This window comes from Aquimarina aquimarini, assembly GCF_900299535.1.
Lineage (GTDB): Bacteria > Bacteroidota > Bacteroidia > Flavobacteriales > Flavobacteriaceae > Aquimarina > Aquimarina aquimarini.
In genome coordinates, this window is sequence record NZ_OMKE01000039.1 from 118192 (window position 1) to 133791 (window position 15600).

19 protein-coding genes are annotated in these 15600 nt (G+C 32.2%); 2 read left to right on the forward strand and 17 right to left on the reverse strand.

Translation table 11 applies throughout. From position 1 onward, the window contains the following. Positions 1-514: 514 nt before the first annotated feature. Positions 515-1087 (reverse strand): DUF4251 domain-containing protein, encoded by a 573-nt coding sequence (locus DG508_RS16115; protein ID WP_159090869.1) that lies wholly within the window; start codon positions 1085-1087, stop codon positions 515-517. 105 nt (positions 1088-1192) lie between these two features. Next, positions 1193-1777: a hypothetical protein gene (locus tag DG508_RS16120; protein ID WP_108869134.1), complete on the reverse strand. Its 585-nt coding sequence runs from the start codon at positions 1775-1777 to the stop codon at positions 1193-1195. A 124-nt stretch (positions 1778-1901) separates the two neighbouring features. Between DG508_RS16120 and DG508_RS16125 the strand changes: the two genes are divergently transcribed. After that, positions 1902-3110 (forward strand): multidrug effflux MFS transporter, encoded by a 1209-nt coding sequence (locus tag DG508_RS16125; RefSeq protein WP_108869135.1) that lies wholly within the window; start codon positions 1902-1904, stop codon positions 3108-3110. Between the two features lie 9 nt (positions 3111-3119). Here DG508_RS16125 and DG508_RS21070 read toward each other — a convergent pair whose 3' ends face one another. Next, positions 3120-3293 carry a hypothetical protein gene (locus DG508_RS21070; protein WP_159090870.1) on the reverse strand — a complete coding sequence of 58 codons (174 nt, stop codon included), beginning with the start codon at positions 3291-3293 and terminating at the stop codon, positions 3120-3122. A 230-nt stretch (positions 3294-3523) separates the two neighbouring features. Between DG508_RS21070 and DG508_RS16130 the strand changes: the two genes are divergently transcribed. Further along, the gene (locus DG508_RS16130; RefSeq protein WP_108869136.1) at positions 3524-4078 is read left to right on the forward strand and encodes a YceI family protein; all 555 of its coding nucleotides are present in this window, start codon (positions 3524-3526) and stop codon (positions 4076-4078) included. Here DG508_RS16130 and DG508_RS16135 read toward each other — a convergent pair. From DG508_RS16135 to DG508_RS16200, 14 genes are all read right to left on the reverse strand, one after another. Next, the gene (locus DG508_RS16135) at positions 4060-4881 is read right to left on the reverse strand and encodes a sugar phosphate isomerase/epimerase family protein (protein WP_108869137.1); all 822 of its coding nucleotides are present in this window, start codon (positions 4879-4881) and stop codon (positions 4060-4062) included. The genes DG508_RS16130 and DG508_RS16135 overlap by 19 nt on opposite strands. Before the next feature lie 11 nt (positions 4882-4892). Further along, positions 4893-5435: a 4'-phosphopantetheinyl transferase family protein gene (locus DG508_RS16140; RefSeq protein ID WP_108869138.1), complete on the reverse strand. Its 543-nt coding sequence runs from the start codon at positions 5433-5435 to the stop codon at positions 4893-4895. Beyond that, entirely contained in the window at positions 5432-5686 is a 255-nt protein-coding gene (locus DG508_RS16145) for an acyl carrier protein (RefSeq protein WP_108869139.1), read from the reverse strand. Before DG508_RS16145 ends, DG508_RS16140 begins: the two co-directional genes overlap by 4 nt. 71 nt (positions 5687-5757) lie before the next feature. Beyond that, entirely contained in the window at positions 5758-7029 is a 1272-nt protein-coding gene (locus tag DG508_RS16150) for a beta-ketoacyl-[acyl-carrier-protein] synthase family protein (protein WP_108869140.1), read from the reverse strand. Further along, on the reverse strand, positions 7022-7468 hold the full coding sequence (locus DG508_RS16155; protein ID WP_108869141.1) for a 3-hydroxyacyl-ACP dehydratase FabZ family protein: 447 nt from the start codon (positions 7466-7468) through the stop codon (positions 7022-7024). Before DG508_RS16155 ends, DG508_RS16150 begins: the two co-directional genes overlap by 8 nt. 12 nt (positions 7469-7480) lie before the next feature. Next, the gene (locus DG508_RS16160) at positions 7481-7963 is read right to left on the reverse strand and encodes a hypothetical protein (RefSeq protein ID WP_159090871.1); all 483 of its coding nucleotides are present in this window, start codon (positions 7961-7963) and stop codon (positions 7481-7483) included. A 9-nt stretch (positions 7964-7972) separates the two neighbouring features. Next, a complete protein-coding gene (locus DG508_RS16165; protein WP_108869142.1) occupies positions 7973-8764 on the reverse strand; it encodes an SDR family oxidoreductase in 792 nt (263 codons plus the stop codon). 36 nt (positions 8765-8800) lie between these two features. Then, positions 8801-9853, reverse strand: coding sequence for a type III polyketide synthase (locus DG508_RS16170; protein ID WP_108869143.1), 1053 nt, complete (start codon positions 9851-9853; stop codon positions 8801-8803). A gap of 13 nt (positions 9854-9866) precedes the next feature. Continuing rightward, positions 9867-10589, reverse strand: a complete 723-nt coding sequence (locus DG508_RS16175; RefSeq protein WP_108869144.1) for a methyltransferase domain-containing protein — start codon at positions 10587-10589, stop codon at positions 9867-9869. Next, entirely contained in the window at positions 10583-11710 is a 1128-nt protein-coding gene (locus tag DG508_RS16180) for an NAD(P)/FAD-dependent oxidoreductase (RefSeq protein WP_108869145.1), read from the reverse strand. Before DG508_RS16180 ends, DG508_RS16175 begins: the two co-directional genes overlap by 7 nt. Before the next feature lie 85 nt (positions 11711-11795). Beyond that, positions 11796-12488, reverse strand: a complete 693-nt coding sequence (locus DG508_RS16185) for a YiaD family glycine zipper/OmpA-like lipoprotein (protein WP_108869146.1) — start codon at positions 12486-12488, stop codon at positions 11796-11798. 18 nt (positions 12489-12506) lie between these two features. Next, positions 12507-12986: a lipocalin family protein gene (locus tag DG508_RS16190; RefSeq protein ID WP_108869147.1), complete on the reverse strand. Its 480-nt coding sequence runs from the start codon at positions 12984-12986 to the stop codon at positions 12507-12509. Between the two features lie 202 nt (positions 12987-13188). Continuing rightward, positions 13189-14529 (reverse strand): MFS transporter, encoded by a 1341-nt coding sequence (locus tag DG508_RS16195; RefSeq protein ID WP_108869148.1) that lies wholly within the window; start codon positions 14527-14529, stop codon positions 13189-13191. Positions 14530-14699: 170 nt separating this feature from the next. Continuing rightward, complete coding sequence (locus DG508_RS16200) at positions 14700-15521, reverse strand: M48 family metallopeptidase (protein ID WP_108869149.1); 822 nt, start codon at positions 15519-15521, stop codon at positions 14700-14702. Between the last annotated feature and the right edge of the window lie 79 nt (positions 15522-15600).

The window sequence follows — 15600 nt, forward strand, 5'->3', positions numbered from 1 at the left end:
CGAGAATCGCATAAAAACTTTTTTTACGTATGATTGATCAAATACGCGATTTATAAACTTCCTAAAAGTTTTGCTTTTTTTGGTGTGGCCAAGCGATGGCAAATTGTGTGTAGAGAAAAATGCATTAAGCATTTTTATTTACAAAACAATAAAGCGGTTGGGCGCGGCAATTTTACATAACGGCAAATTATAGCTACAAATGTCAAACGTGAGGTTTAATCATAAACGTCTTAAAGAAATATTAATGACCCCAGTAGCTAAGTTTATAACGAAATAGAATCACAGTGGGATATTTTACATAATACTACATTATAGTTACAATAGAACTATAGATGCCGCAAATTGGCTTTTACATAATTGCTGACGATATAAAACACCTAACGGTGTCGTTATATCTGCAATTATGTAAAATACTACGTATACGCCAATTTGCTACAATATATATTTGTACTATAATTTATATTATGTAAAATAGTGTATTTAAAAACTCCCCTGTTATTGATTCAAATTACAACTAATTATTCGATACTGTATTATTACTTTTTTCTTCAAGCTTTACTACTTTACCTCTATATTGTATTGATGTTCGGTGGTTACTCTGTATCATGATATCACTTCTCATATTTGGATATAGTGTTACTGATACTCTAAGCCATTCTGTAGCATTCCTAATTCCAAATTTCATCAAATACCGTTGTTTTTTCTCATTATAGGTAATCTTAACATCTTCTGGCACACCATCAAATTCTATATTATTATTCCTATTATTAAAGCCTGTAGATATTCGACGTTCACCGTAGTATGGTAAATACACAGAAATACTATCTCCCAGAATTCTAAAATGATTGAAGTTTCCGATTAGGTTTATATTATTTGCTGTACTTCCTGCTGGAAATAAACCACTATTCGACAATGCATTAAGACTACTACTCGCTAACGGAGATGCCCAATCAGAGATGATTTCGAGTTTTTTTTGTGCCACCAATTCGTCTAAAACCTTACTTTTCCCTGTAGATATCTCCAGATTTTGTGAGCTTCCGCAACTAACTAGTAAACAGCTTGTAAATATTAAAAAAAGAGTTTTCATTTTTATTGAAAATATACTAATAATTGTATCAAATAACATACCATTTTTTAAAATATTAACACCTAAAACCCAGTTAATCAGTTTATAAATATGCTATTTTAATTTCTAAAACTTAAACCTTCCTTTCACATATAATAAGTTTGAGGTTCCATAATATCCAAGCTCTGATGCACCAAAGTTTAGATTATGATTTACCTCTAAAGAAAAATTAGTATCAAAATCATACCCCATACCATTTATAACTTTAGTCTGTAGTAACGGAGCTGTTATTTTATCATAAATATCAGCATTTTGTGTATATTCTATTTCCAAACCAGAAGAAAGATGGAATTTATCTGTCAAATACAATTTTCCTCTAATTGGTACTTTAAAAACACCTGCAAATAGATATGTATCATTATATCCCTGTACTTCTATAAATAAATTCGAATTTACTTTATAGTTAATTGTAAAATATGAATGTTGTTCACGACTTGACAGTCCAGAATATGAAAATCCACCGATTGCTAATTTTGACTTCTCATGCCCTACATCATTTACAGCTTTTTCTCTTTTCTGCGCATATATTTGTTTTCCTGATAAAAAAATAGAACATACAATTCCTATTACAAGCACATTACACCTTTTCTTAGATATTTGAAACAGTTTTAATTTGTGTTTATTAGATATTATAGAGTTACTATTTCTCATAATTATGTGATTGGTATTGATTCAAAAAACATTCCCATTAAGGACTATCAAAAATGATATAACGTTACATAATTATAACATTTTACTTTAAATCTTTGTGATCCAAATACATTACTTTTGCCAGATGCAAAAAAGTAAGTTAGCTCAGTTTGAATTTGTAACCCTTATGGCATCTTTAATGTCTATAGTAGCTTTGGCTATTGATGCGCTTTTGCCAGCATTAGATATTATAGGTACGACCATTGGAACTACCGAGGTTGCCGATAATCAATTATTAATCACCATGATCTTTTTAGGTCTTGGTATTGGTCCGTTAATTTTTGGCCCTATATCTGACAGTCTGGGTAGAAAACCCATTGTATACATTGGTATTTTTCTATTTATTATTGCAAGTTTTATTTGTGTTTTTTCTTCAAGTGTAGAAATGATGATTTTAGGGAGAATATTACAAGGTATTGGACTCTCTGCACCTAGAACGATCAGTATTGCCATGATTCGTGATATTTATAGTGGTGATTATATGGCACGTATTATGTCTTTTATTACGGTAGTTTTTATTCTGGTTCCTATTATTGCTCCAGCTTTGGGTAAAGCTGTTTTGGATCATTATAATTGGCAAGCAATATTCTATATACAGCTACTATTTAGTCTACTAATTTCATTTTGGTTTTGGAAAAGACAACCAGAAACACTCATAGAATCAAAGCGCATTAAGTTTACTCCTTCTATTTTTATTGATGGATTTCTGGAACTGATTAAACAGAAAACAACGATCGGTTTTACTATTATTTCAGGTTTTATTACAGGTTCTTTTATGGTGTATTTGAGTACTTCTCAACAAATATTTGAGCAACAGTACCATCTCAAAGATGAATTTCCCTATATATTTGGTCTTTTGGCAATTTCTATAGGTACAGCTATTTTTCTAAATGGAACATTGGTTGTAAAATATGGAATGGAAAAACTAGTTACCATTTCTCTCATTTCTTTTTTAAGCATTTCTTTTCTCTATATAGTATTGTTTTATAATTCCCCAAATCCAAGGATTGAAGTTTTACTCCTTTTTTTTGGTTTGCAGTTTTTTGCGATTGGCTTTCTGTTTGGAAATTTAAGAGCTTTGGCTATGCAACCTATTGGACATATTGCAGGAATTGGAGCGGCAATTACGGGATTTATCTCAACCATTATGGCTGTTCCTATAAGTACTTACATAGGTAGATTTGTTACAGGTACTACCCTACCTCTATTCGTAGGTTTTTTGACCTGTGCAGTCCTTTCTGTTTGCATTCTTATCTATATCAAAATATCAAGAAAAAAGACAATAACACCCTAGTATTTAATTTTAAGATGTACTTTTTTCTAGATCATTAAGGTTATTTGATACCGATAAATCACCATTTCCGGCAATAGCAAAACGATCTCTTTTTGACCCATATCCAAAATTAGAAGATCTTCTATATTTATTTTGGAAATCTGCAAATCGTCTTTTTTTAGTGTGATTCTCTTTATTACTCATAATCATTAAGTTTTATATGAATTACCTAATTAACAATGAACTCTCTTTCTAATTTATCACTTTTTTTTGATTTTAACCCACTACTTATTAATGATTTATATTTATTTTAAGAGTTGTTATACTCTAAAAAAATAAAAAATTCTCTTTTATACTATACATTAGTCAAAATGAGATGCATTTATGTAATGAGTTCTTCATTATTTTTTATCTTGTAACATGAATCATAACATATGAAAACACTTTTTTATATTTTAATCAGTATTCTTTCTATCCAAGGATTTAGTCAAGATTTTAGTGCGGCAGATTATGCCTTAATCGATGATTCACAAAAATTAGATATTGATAAAGAGAATTCTAAAATATCTTTTAATTTTATTGAAGACCAGACTTCTGGAACAATCTCTGGATTAGATTTTAAAATTAATTTTAGTCCTAAAAATGTAGAAAATGCTGTATTTAGTGGTACAGCACTTGTTAAAACATTAGATACCAATAATTTTTTGCGTGATGGTCATTTGATGTGGGAAAAGTTTTTCCATAAAAAAAAATACCCTAAAATATCCTTTGTAAGCACGCAAGTAGTCGCTTTTGAGCAAAATACATACAAGGTTATTGGTCTTCTTACAATCAAAGGAATTCAAAAAGAAGTAATTATTACCTTTTCTCTATATGATAAAAAACTTTTAGGAAAAACAATAATTTACACCAGTGATTTTAATATTCATATTCATGATGATCACAAAAAGAATAAATTAAAAATACATTTCTATTTCCCTTTACTTTGATTACTTATAATTTCTTCTTTTATAAATTGATTAATTTCCCATTGATCCCCCATTAGTTCATTTGTATTAGGTAGGTAATTAGCATATGGATAAGGGCCGTATTCAGGAGTGATGGTTATAAACGTTCTACCTTGTAATTCAGCATTATCAATCATAGCTTTCCACCATTTTTTGAATGTAGATAGTTCTATACCATATCGCTGATCTCTTGGATCTAATAGCTGAGGACTTTGTGAAGAACCCACTCTGGCATGTATATGATAGGTATGTTCAATAGCTTTGGTAACAGCTTCTGTTTGATTTTCTAACAATGATTCTGCTACACAACACCAATGTGAAAAATCGGAAGTAAGTTTTAGATCCGGAAATTCTTTTAAATATGAATAGCAAACATGCGATGCAAAAGAAAATCGAGATCTATGAGTTTCATGTGCTATAGGTACTCCTGTTTCGTTTTCGATATCTGCCGCCGCTTGAAGTAATAAAGTATTTTTATCAATTGAAAAGAAATCCAGTCCCGTATGCGAGTTTATGAGTAAGGGCTGGGCTTCTGCTAAGTTGTACAGGTGTTTCTTGAATGTATCCAAATGTGTTTTAAAATCAAGTTCTTTTGTCTCCCAATGTTGCCCCACAAATTCTAACTCGTAATCAGCAAGGATTGATAAGATTTCTTTTTTCGCATGGGGGTTTAGTGGTAAATCAATCTCAACACCATGATATCCCGCGTTTTTCACCTTCTTCAAAAAGGTTTCCCATTTCATATCTGCACTTCCCCATCTAGGGTAGATAAATTTTAACTCCATACTATTTTTAATTATTTTGATTTCTGAAAGACAAATGCAGTATAATCACCATGATGTGTCAATGATACAGGAATAGTAGTATTTTCTTTATTTATGCAAATCACAGGGATTCGATTTTTATCTTTTACTATAGAGACTGTTGATATATCAAATTCTTCTGCGATTTTTTCTTTTATTTTAGTATAAATCTCTCTCTCATTTTTATAGACTGCAGTAGTATATGATACTTTTGAAGTAAAAGCAATACTATGAACATAGTATTTAAAGACTTGAACATTAAGATCATATTGCTCTGAGTCTACATTTACTTTATTTTTGAGCGTACATTCAAAACTTTTGGGGTTGTACCTAGGGGAAAACCCAAAACGTCTCTGGTGAGCCTTATACGTAGCTTCTTTCATACTCCAAAACTTCCAAATCAATGTTTCTGGGTTTTCTGAAGTCAAAATATAGTGTTGCTCAACACCTGTATATATTTTTTGTAACCACCCCCTCCTCTGCCAATTGCTTTGTTGGGTGGCTACTTGAAAATCAACGATATCATTACCAATCATTTTTCTTGTAATTTACTTTCTATAATAGCAATAGAAGCTTCTACGGTAAGCATTTTCTCCATAGATTCATTATCTATCTCTATATCAAATTCATCTTCTACATCTAGCACTACATCTACCAAATTTGCTGAGTTTATCTCTAGATCTTTAATAAAATCAGTATGTATATTGAGATTTTTAAGTCCTTCTTCATTTTGTACATAAGGAGTTATAATAGCCTTTAATTTTGATAGTAATTCTTCTTTATTCATACCGTTGTATTCTATATTTTATTGAAAAAAATTATATGCATTGTGATGTATTAAAATAATTGTTTTTTAATCTAGTATTTTTTAAAAATAACACAAGCATTCACATCTCCAAATCCAAAACTAGCTTTTGCTATAATGGTAAGAGGTTTATTAATTGTTTTAAGAGGAATTTGATCTCGTGGTATCAAAGCTTCTATAGCGGGGTGTAAATCTTCAGAATTAATGTTTCCAAAAACATATCCATTTTTGAGTTGTAATACCGCGGCAACACTTTCTATACTACCTGAAGCTGCAAGACAATGGCCAACAAGACTTTTGAGTGAATTAATATAAGGAAAATCTTTCCCTTTTCTCCCCAAGGCTTCGCTCCAGTTTTGTATTTCTATACTATCCATAGTGGTGGCAGTCAAATGACCATTGATAGCATCGATATCTTTAGAGTTAATATGTGCATTGGTAATAGCCTTTTGAATACAGTATTGTACTGCTTGACTATTAGGAGCAGTCATACTCCCTCCATTACGTTGCCCACCACTGTTTACATGTCCTCCTAAAATTTCTGCATAAATAGTAGCTCCTCTTTTTTGCGCACTTTCTAAACTTTCTATAACTAAAGCTCCCGCTCCACTACCAGGAACAAAGCCACTGGCTGTTGCGCTCATTGGTCGCGATGCTTTGGTAGGGTTATCATTATATTTATAAGGCAAAATACGCATCGCATCAAAACCTCCCCATACATACGGCCCGCTATCGCTTGTGCTTCCAGCAAGAATAATTTCGGCATTACCTTGTGCAATATGATTATAGGCCATCAAGATAGCTTCAGTTCCTGTACTACAGGCAGAGGAATTTGTGGTAACTATATTACCACACCCAAGCATTCCTCCTAAAAAAGCACTAATACCACTTGCCATTGTTTGTGTGACACTAGTACTACCTAACCTTCTTACTTTTCCTTCATCTACTTTATAAATTGCTTCACGAAATTTATCAACTCCTAAGATTCCTGTTCCAAAAATTACTCCTGTATCCCAAAGAGGAGTTTGAGAATTATTGATTGATAATCCAGCATCTTTCCATGCATCCATTCCTGCGATAACTCCATATTCCATTCCAGAAGCATTCAATCCTTTTAACTGAATATTATTAAAGTAATTGTTTAAATAAGATTCTTTATATAATGGTTTTCCAGCTATTTGACATGAAAAATTTAATTCTTTTAGTTTTTCAATATAACGAATTCCACTTTTTCCTTTTTGGATATTATTATTAAAATCTGAAACGCTCGTTCCATTTGGAGCAACTACACCTAAACCTGTTATAACTACTCTTCTTTTATTCATCATTTTTTATAAAAGTCATTCCTGAAACAATTCCTTTGGCAACCAAAATATCTTCTGAGTTATACATCGCTACTTTGCATTTAAGCTTATTAAATCTAAAATATTCCTTCTCTGCAATTACAACCACCTTTTCTGTTGGATACACTGGTTTATAAAAATTCATATCACTACTAGTTATGGCAATCCCATTCTTTGCTTGATTCCACTCTCCTTTTAATAGATAAATCCCAAAACATGCCATTCCTATTTGAGCCATACATTCGGTAAGAATAACTCCAGGAGTTATAGGGTTATCTTTAAAATGACCTTTGTAGAAATACTCATCTTGCAAAAATGTATACGCCCCTTTAATATGTATATCATCTATCTCTATTATTTCATCTACAAATAGAAAAGGTTTGGTATATGGTAATTTCTGTATGATATTTTCTTTATTCAAAATAAAATTGATTTAAAATGCACACCCATCAGGAAGTGGTTCTTTTGTTTGTAAATCAACGGCAAACGTACTTTCTAAAGTACCTTTTTTAAACCCTTGGTTTACATTACCTGTAAAAACTTTATCACTATATCCACTCGTATTCATATGAACGCGTATATAGACTGTTTGCTCTTTATTTATTGCTATCGGCCCTCCAGATCTTACAAAAGGTTGTTCATTCACATGACTATGTGCCAAAATTCTCCTGTATAAAAGTGCTCCCTCATCAGAAATAACCTCCCACCAATCTGCATATTGCTCACAACCCTTATCAGGGCTTTTAATCCCTACGGCAAAAGAATAGTTGCCTTCATCCCCAGAAACAGTAACACTAATAATTTCTGCCTGAAAATTAGGTTCAGAAATATCACCCTCTGCTATTGTATTATCTTCTTTACACGACATACTATAGAATAGCATGGGCAAACACAGTACTAATATATTTTTCATCATCTATTTATTTTAATTTAAATGTTCTCCTCCGTTTACTGGTATGATGCAACCATTAATCCATGCGGCTTCATCTTTACATAATAAATATACAGCATTAGCTACATCTTCTGGGGTTGTTATTCTATTAAACGGATTACGTTGCAGGCTATTTGCTATAAGTTGCTCATATCCCGGTATCATTCGTAATGATTGTGTATCTACAGCGCCAGGTTGTAAGCAGTTTGCTTTCACCCCATAAGGTGCAAATTCTAGAGCAATACTTCTACTTATCGCTTCCAGCGCAACTTTGGCGGCAGAAACTGCTGCATAATTAGTCCATGCTTTTGTATTTCCTTCACTTGTAAAAGAGATAACTCTCGTATCTTTTGTAAATAATTGGGCTTTAAATACAGCTGACACCCAGTCATAAAGACTAATTGCCATAGCATCAATTGTCAATCGAAAATCATCATTTTTTAGCACATGTGTCGCATCTACCATTGGTTTTAGGTTTCCTTTGGCAACACTGTGTATAATTGTTTTTATCAATCCGTTACCAATCGTATTCTTGATGTTTGTAATTACTTCTTTTTGTTTATCTTCTTTCAGTAGATCTATATTAAACGAAAGGAATTCAATACCAATTTCTCTAATCTCATTAAAATCAGTGTCTATCTGTTTCATTTCGCTTTTTCGGTTGCGATGCACAATGATAATATTCATACCATGAAGTGCTAGTTTTTTGGCTGATGCTAGTCCTAAACCACTACTACCACCTAGAATAAGTGCCCATTCATTTTTATTTATAAAATCTTTACTCATACTGAAATTTAAATGCTGTTTAATTCATCAAAAAAATTACCATTCCAATAATATACGTTGAGCAGAAAAACCAGGACCAAAACTAAGCATCAACCCTGTTTCTCCAGAGGAAGGTTTTTGCCTCATAAATCGTTCTAGCACGTATAAAACTGTTGCGCTACTCATATTACCATATTCTTTTAAAACCGCCTTTGTATCCTCAATATTTTTGCCCATATGTCCAAAAAGCTCTTCTACTGTTTGTACAATTTTTTTTCCTCCTGGGTGAAAAATTAGATGATCGACTTCTTCTATCGTTGTATTATGTTTTGATAAGAATGGATGAATGATTTGTGGAAAATGTGAAGCGATGGTTTCAGGAACCTTTGGGTCCAAAATCATTTGCAAACCTCCATTACTAAGCTTAAATCCCATCATTGTAGTCACATCATAAAAATGATACATTTCATCGCCTATTATTTTAGGCCCAACTATATTTTCTTCTGAAGATAATAAAGCACAAGCAGCACCATCACCAAAAATGGCAGCACTTACCATATTGGTCATACTATAATCATCTAGTTGAAATGTTGCAGTTGGAGATTCTAACGCTATTACAGCTGCTCTTTTACCTGGATTGGCTTGTAGAAAGTTTCTGGCATAAATAATTCCTGAAACCCCTGCAACACATCCCATTTCTGTAACAGGAAGTCGTACAATATCTTGTTTGAGTTGTAGCTCATTGATAATATATGCATCTACAGAAGGAATCATGATGCCTGTACAGCTTACTGTTATAATATAATCTATAGACTCTGGTGTCCAATTTATTTCTTCTAAAGCTTTTTTTAGCACAGAAACTCCTAGTTTTTTAATCTCTCGCACATAGATATTATTTTTCTCTTCAAACGAAGTTGCAGAAAACACTTCTTCTATACTCATGATGCCATAGCGTTTGTCTACAGCAGCATTTTCAAAAATTTTGAGAACCTTCCGTTTGAAACGATCGTTCTGATCCGATAACCACCTAGAAACAAAGGGTACTATTTCTTTGGTCTCTCTTTTGTATTGTGGGAGCTCTTTGGTTACGGCAGCAATTTTTACACTCAAATTATTTACAGTTTTATCTTTGTGATTGTTGTTTTATGATCCATCTATACCTAAAAGCCCATTTCCAGTCAATGGAATAAGTATTCAAATTAAGATTGTTTGCTAAATCTAGTAGCTCACTCTTTTTAAACCCTCTTTTTATAGAAACCAACCCATCATTTTTTGCTATAAATCCTCTTATAAAAAAGAAACTAAATAATTTAAACAAATAATAGGCTATTGTACTACGATGAAGATCGTTTATAATTACTCCAATAGTGCTTAATTTTATAGCTTTATTTATCACTTTCTCTATCTCTTGATTGCTGAGATGATGTAGCGTTAATGTACAAATAACAATATCGCATGAAAATTGAGATGGCTCTATATCTATAATATCTTGTTGATATATTGATATTTCTGGATATGAGATATTTAATTTTTTACCAGATTCTATGCTCTTTTTATTTACATCTACACCTATCAATTTTACAGCTCTTTTCTGTTTTCTAAAGGAATCTGCTATTGCCCTCAACATCTCCCCATTTCCACATCCTAAATCAAGAATACTTATACAGCTATTATTGAGCACATCTTTACTCAACTTATCTACAGCTCTAATTGTTATTTTATTCCCCCCTAGTAGTTGATTAGCTCTAGATATATCTGATAAAGCTACCAAGAGGTCTTTTTTATTGACTTTTGGATCATCCATAAGTTCTACCTCATTGCTTCTATGTTTAAGATTTACTAGCATATCAATGGAGCTCCATGAGTTTGTTTTATAATTTTTGGTACAATGGCAGGTATCGTATTTGCCAACGTATAAGAGAATTCTTGTAGCGTATCATTGAGTAGTATTTTTTGCAAAATCCTACCTGTATATAATCGTTTAGAGAATGCTTGATCCCATTGCTTTTTATATAGTTTTTCTATCTCTTTTCTTGATTTTTTTGTAGTTTCAAAATAATTAGTAGCCAATAGCTTACTAGCTATTTGAGCACCTTGTATAGCCATTGCCATTCCATTACCACAAAGTGGATGAATTAAACCTGCAGCATCTCCTACCATTAAGATATGATTATCTACCGCTTTCTTTTTATCAAAATTGATTTGACTGATCGTTATTGGTTTTTCAAAAAGCAATGTAGCTTCTTTAAAAAAACTATGTAAATATGGATTTTGCTCCATTATTTCTTTTTGAAAATCTGTAATATTTTTATGCTTTTTAAAACTATCATATGCTACAAGATAACAAGCATTCACCTTTTGTTCTTCTATCATAGAAAGGCCACAATATCCTCCATCAAAATTATGTAAGGAAACCGTATTGGGATCAAAATTAGCAGTATAATGGGCTTTTACCGCTAGCCAAGATGATTTTTTAAAGCTAAAATCACGTTGTAATTTTTTATCTAACTGTGCACGTTTTCCATATGCGCCAATTATATAATCACTTGTGAGCATTTGATTTTTTGCGGTTTCTATTTTAAAACCTATACTCTGCTTATATTTTATATCTATTACCTGATCTTGTATTAATTGTACCCCAGAAACTGCGGCTTTGTTCCAGAGATAATAATCTAGCGTATATCTACTTATACCAAATCCACCTAGAGGTAATTCACTCTCTATACGATTCCCTTTTTGCGTAGTAATAACAAATTTTGAAATATTAGTGGGTTGTAAACTCTGAACATCGATATCTAGAAAATCAAAATAAGGAAGCACCTCATTAGATATATATTCTCCACAGACTTTGTGTTTAGGGTATACATTTTTTTCTACCAGAGTAACAGGGACTCCTGCTCTTGCCAAATGGATAGCGCTAGTTAACCCTGCCAATCCTCCTCCTATAATTATAACGTGTGAATGCATATTTATGTAATGAAGATACGTAAAATTAGAGCATAAAAAAATCCCGACTGTATAGTCGGGATTTTGAATCAAATATTACAAAATTTTATTGTTTCACTTGTTTTTCTGCATCTTGCTTCATTTTTTCATTCGCTACAATACCAAGTTCTACTCTTCTATTTTTTGCTCTTCCTTCTGGTGTTGCATTGTCATATTTAGGCAATGTTTCTCCATGTGCATAGGTTGTTAATCTATTTTTACTTATTCCCTGAGATACTAAATAGTTAGTTACTGCATTTGCTCTTTTTTGAGACAATGTCATATTGTAACTATCATTACCTGTATTATCTGTATGTCCTTCTACAACAATATTGGTATCTGGATATTCTTTAAAAATACCAGCAAGTTTATTAAGATTTGCTTTTGACTTTGCATTGATAGCTGATTTATTAGTATCAAAATAAACTCCACTATTCTCATCAAATACTACATCAATACCTTCTCCTACTCTAGTTACTTCGGCTCCTGGTATTTCTGATTCTATTTTTTGAGCTTGTTTATCCATTTGTTTACCGATTACCCCCCCGGCAACACCACCTACAACACCGCCAATTACAGCACCTAGAGCAGAATTCTTCTTTTTTACATTATTTCCTATAATTCCTCCAAGCACAGCTCCTGCTGTAGTACCTATTACAGCTCCTCTTTGTGTATTGTTTGAATTTTTAACGGCTTCACAGCTTGTAAACATTGAAACAGCCATAACTGCAACCGCTAATTTTTTGAGATTTGCATTCATCATTTAAAAATTTGAGTGTTATTGTAGTTTATTAAAGTTCATCGTGATTACAAAAGGTTTCCCTTCTAGACTCACAGTCATTGTCCATGTCATTGTTGTTGTATCTAAATGTTTTAACAACATTCTATACCCTGCATTGTTATTCGTGCTTTTTTTCTTTTCGTTTATAGGTTTAAATAAAAAGCTATAATCACCATTTGATTCTGGCTTAGGGATTGTAAATCTAAAATTTCTAGCTCCTGTAGAAACACAACTACTTTGGTTTACTACATATTTTCCTGTATTGTTATTTGGGATAAACTTCCAAACACTTCCGCTAAAACACTCTGCTGGAGCATCATTATAAAGGTTTACTTCAAATATCCCTGAGCGATCATACGTGATTTCATCAAGAGACCATTCTCCTTTTAGTGTTTTTTTGGCAGCAATAACAGTTTGCTGAGTAGTATTACAAGAGGCCATTAATACAACAGCCAATAATAAGATGATTTTTTTCATTGTAATGAGTTTTATTATATAAAAGTAGCTAATAACGATAAGGTTTCCAATATTATTATATTTCAAAATTATATTTAATAACAAACTATATTAAATCTCAAAAAAGTAGATAAAATGCATAAAAAAAGGATAAAACATCTTATAGCGTACTATCCTTTTTTACAAAGTCGTTTAAACCGTACAGTTACTAAATAATATCTTTTTAGGAATTTGTTTTTGGGACTCTGAATAACAAAATAAGCCCTATTACAAAGAAGAGGATAAGAAAAAGAATAGAATACCTTACACTTCCTGTTACTTGAGCAATAATACCATAAGAAAACATTCCTATCACAATTCCTATTTTTTCTGATACATCATAAAAACTGAAATATGATGCTGTATCTATAGCGTCTTTAGGTAAGAATTTAGAATATGTTGATCTTGATAGTGCTTGTATTCCTCCCATAACCAACCCTACTATAGCGGCGGTTACATAAAACTGATTGGGAGTAGTAACGGTGTATGCATATATACAGATTCCAATCCAAATAATATTAATTACGATTAGCGTATTGATGTTTCCAAATTTTGAAGATGCTTTAGAAGTTAATATAGCTCCTAATACTGCTACTAATTGAATTAATAAAATACTTATAATTAATCCTGTAGTAGCATTTTGCTCTCCCCAATCTAATTCTTCTATACCAAAATAAGTAGCTATCAGCATTATGGTTTGCACTGCCATGCTGTATACAAAAAAAGCACCTAGATATCTACGTAGTCTTTTGTCTTGTTTCAAAGATTTCCAGATCATTTTCAACTCTTTGAAACCATTAAAAACTACTGCTTTGGTCAACACATCTTTTTTATTTCCTTTTGGAAGGTGATAGTAGGTATATTGGCTAAATCCTATCCACCATATCCCTACCATGGCAAAAGAAATCTTCATAGGCATCCATTCATTTTCAAAACCAAACCAATCGTATTTCATTATCATTATTAAATTTAAAATAAGTAGGATAACACTCCCTATATACCCCAACGAATAGCCTTTGGCACTGATAGCATCTTGTTGCTCAGGAAAAGCTATATCTGGCAAATATGAATTATAAAAAACCAAGCTTGACCAGAATCCTATTAATGCTAGAAAATAACATAGTAGTCCGAACCATAAATAATCGGGATCCTCATTAAGGTCAAGGTCAAAAAAATAAAGTCCTATACAAGATAATGCACCCAAATAGCAGAAAAACTTTAAAAAATTCTTTTTATTACCAACATAATCAGCAATACCAGATAAGAGTGGGCTAATAATAGAAACTACCAAGAACGCTAATGCTGTGACATAGCTAATTAGAGAATCATTATTGAAGTCATATCCCAAAAACCGGACTGTATCATTAATTATAGTACCATCATCATCTTTTGTTATGGTCAATGCTCCCCAAAAAATAGGAAATACAGCTGATGATATGGTTAGATTATATACTGAGTTTGCCCAGTCATAAAAAGCCCAGGCATTCAATAACTTTTTATGTCCTTTTGGTAGTATTTTTTTCATAATTATTTTTAAAGTTGTAATACAAAAACGAATCTAAGTGATTGTTTTTAAAGAAAAAAAAATCAAGTCTTGAAAAAACAAAAAAATATCACATAAAAAAAGCTGTTCTGGGAATTCCCAGAACAGCTTCTAAAATAAGTATAATCTTTTTAAGAATGTAGTCTTTACAATTATTTAAAGGAAGTAATTCCAAATTTTCTAGCTTCTGCTTTAGCAGAAGGAGCCCATGCGGTAAGGTTTGCAATACGTGTATCACTTGAAGGGTGAGTACTCATAAACTCTGGTGGTGCTTGTCCGCCACTATTTGCTTTCATACGTCTCCATAACTCTGCTGCTTCATCAGGATTATATCCTGCAATTGCCATTAGCTGTAACCCTATACGATCTGCTTCTGTCTCATGACTTCTGCTAAAAGGTAACATTACTCCAAATTGACTACCTAAACCAAAGGCAGTACCTACAATTTGTTGTGTTTTTTCATCTTTACCACTTATAGCAATCGCTGTGGCGGCTCCTGCTACTTGTTGAAGTTGACCTGCACTCATGCGTTGTTGTCCATGATTTGCTAATGCATGTGCGACTTCATGTCCCATTATTGCGGCTATCCCATTTTCATTTTTTGCAATAGGTAAAATTCCTGTATAAAATACAATTTTACCCCCAGGCATACACCAAGCATTTACATTTTTATCATCTACTAGATTGTATTCCCATTTATAATCTTTAAGATATCCTTGATATCCATTGGCATTCAACCAACGTTCTGATGCTTTTGCTATTTTCTGACCAACTCTACTAATCATTTGTGCATCAGATGTACCACGTATCACCTTATTCTCTCCCAAAAACTGATTATATTGTTGAAAAGCCATTGGTAAAATCTGAGAATTGGGTACTAATGCCAGTGTTTGTTTACCTGTAAATGGATTTGTCGCACAGGACATAAATAATAAAATAGTTCCTGCAAGGGCTATAGTGTTTCGTGTATTCATAGTTATCGTAAGATTCTTTCTGTTAAATTTACAAAAATAACAGTCTAACTTCAAAAAACATAGGATAATATTTACATTA

Excerpts from the sequence above, each read along its gene's own strand:
- DG508_RS16115 (WP_159090869.1), bottom strand. The coding sequence starts at position 1,087 with ATGAAAACTCTTTTTTTAATATTTACAAGCTGTTTACTAGTTAGTTGC.
- DG508_RS16120 (WP_108869134.1), bottom strand. The coding sequence starts at position 1,777 with ATGAGAAATAGTAACTCTATAATATCTAATAAACACAAATTAAAACTG.
- DG508_RS16125 (WP_108869135.1), top strand. The coding sequence starts at position 1,902 with ATGCAAAAAAGTAAGTTAGCTCAGTTTGAATTTGTAACCCTTATGGCA.
- DG508_RS21070 (WP_159090870.1), bottom strand. The coding sequence starts at position 3,293 with ATGAGTAATAAAGAGAATCACACTAAAAAAAGACGATTTGCAGATTTC.
- DG508_RS16130 (WP_108869136.1), top strand. The coding sequence starts at position 3,524 with ATGAAAACACTTTTTTATATTTTAATCAGTATTCTTTCTATCCAAGGA.
- DG508_RS16135 (WP_108869137.1), bottom strand. The coding sequence starts at position 4,881 with ATGGAGTTAAAATTTATCTACCCTAGATGGGGAAGTGCAGATATGAAA.
- DG508_RS16140 (WP_108869138.1), bottom strand. The coding sequence starts at position 5,435 with ATGATTGGTAATGATATCGTTGATTTTCAAGTAGCCACCCAACAAAGC.
- DG508_RS16145 (WP_108869139.1), bottom strand. The coding sequence starts at position 5,686 with ATGAATAAAGAAGAATTACTATCAAAATTAAAGGCTATTATAACTCCT.
- DG508_RS16150 (WP_108869140.1), bottom strand. The coding sequence starts at position 7,029 with ATGAATAAAAGAAGAGTAGTTATAACAGGTTTAGGTGTAGTTGCTCCA.
- DG508_RS16160 (WP_159090871.1), bottom strand. The coding sequence starts at position 7,963 with ATGATGAAAAATATATTAGTACTGTGTTTGCCCATGCTATTCTATAGT.
- DG508_RS16165 (WP_108869142.1), bottom strand. The coding sequence starts at position 8,764 with ATGAGTAAAGATTTTATAAATAAAAATGAATGGGCACTTATTCTAGGT.
- DG508_RS16175 (WP_108869144.1), bottom strand. The coding sequence starts at position 10,589 with ATGCTAGTAAATCTTAAACATAGAAGCAATGAGGTAGAACTTATGGAT.
- DG508_RS16180 (WP_108869145.1), bottom strand. The coding sequence starts at position 11,710 with ATGCATTCACACGTTATAATTATAGGAGGAGGATTGGCAGGGTTAACT.
- DG508_RS16185 (WP_108869146.1), bottom strand. The coding sequence starts at position 12,488 with ATGAATGCAAATCTCAAAAAATTAGCGGTTGCAGTTATGGCTGTTTCA.
- DG508_RS16190 (WP_108869147.1), bottom strand. The coding sequence starts at position 12,986 with ATGAAAAAAATCATCTTATTATTGGCTGTTGTATTAATGGCCTCTTGT.
- DG508_RS16195 (WP_108869148.1), bottom strand. The coding sequence starts at position 14,529 with ATGAAAAAAATACTACCAAAAGGACATAAAAAGTTATTGAATGCCTGG.
- DG508_RS16200 (WP_108869149.1), bottom strand. The coding sequence starts at position 15,521 with ATGAATACACGAAACACTATAGCCCTTGCAGGAACTATTTTATTATTT.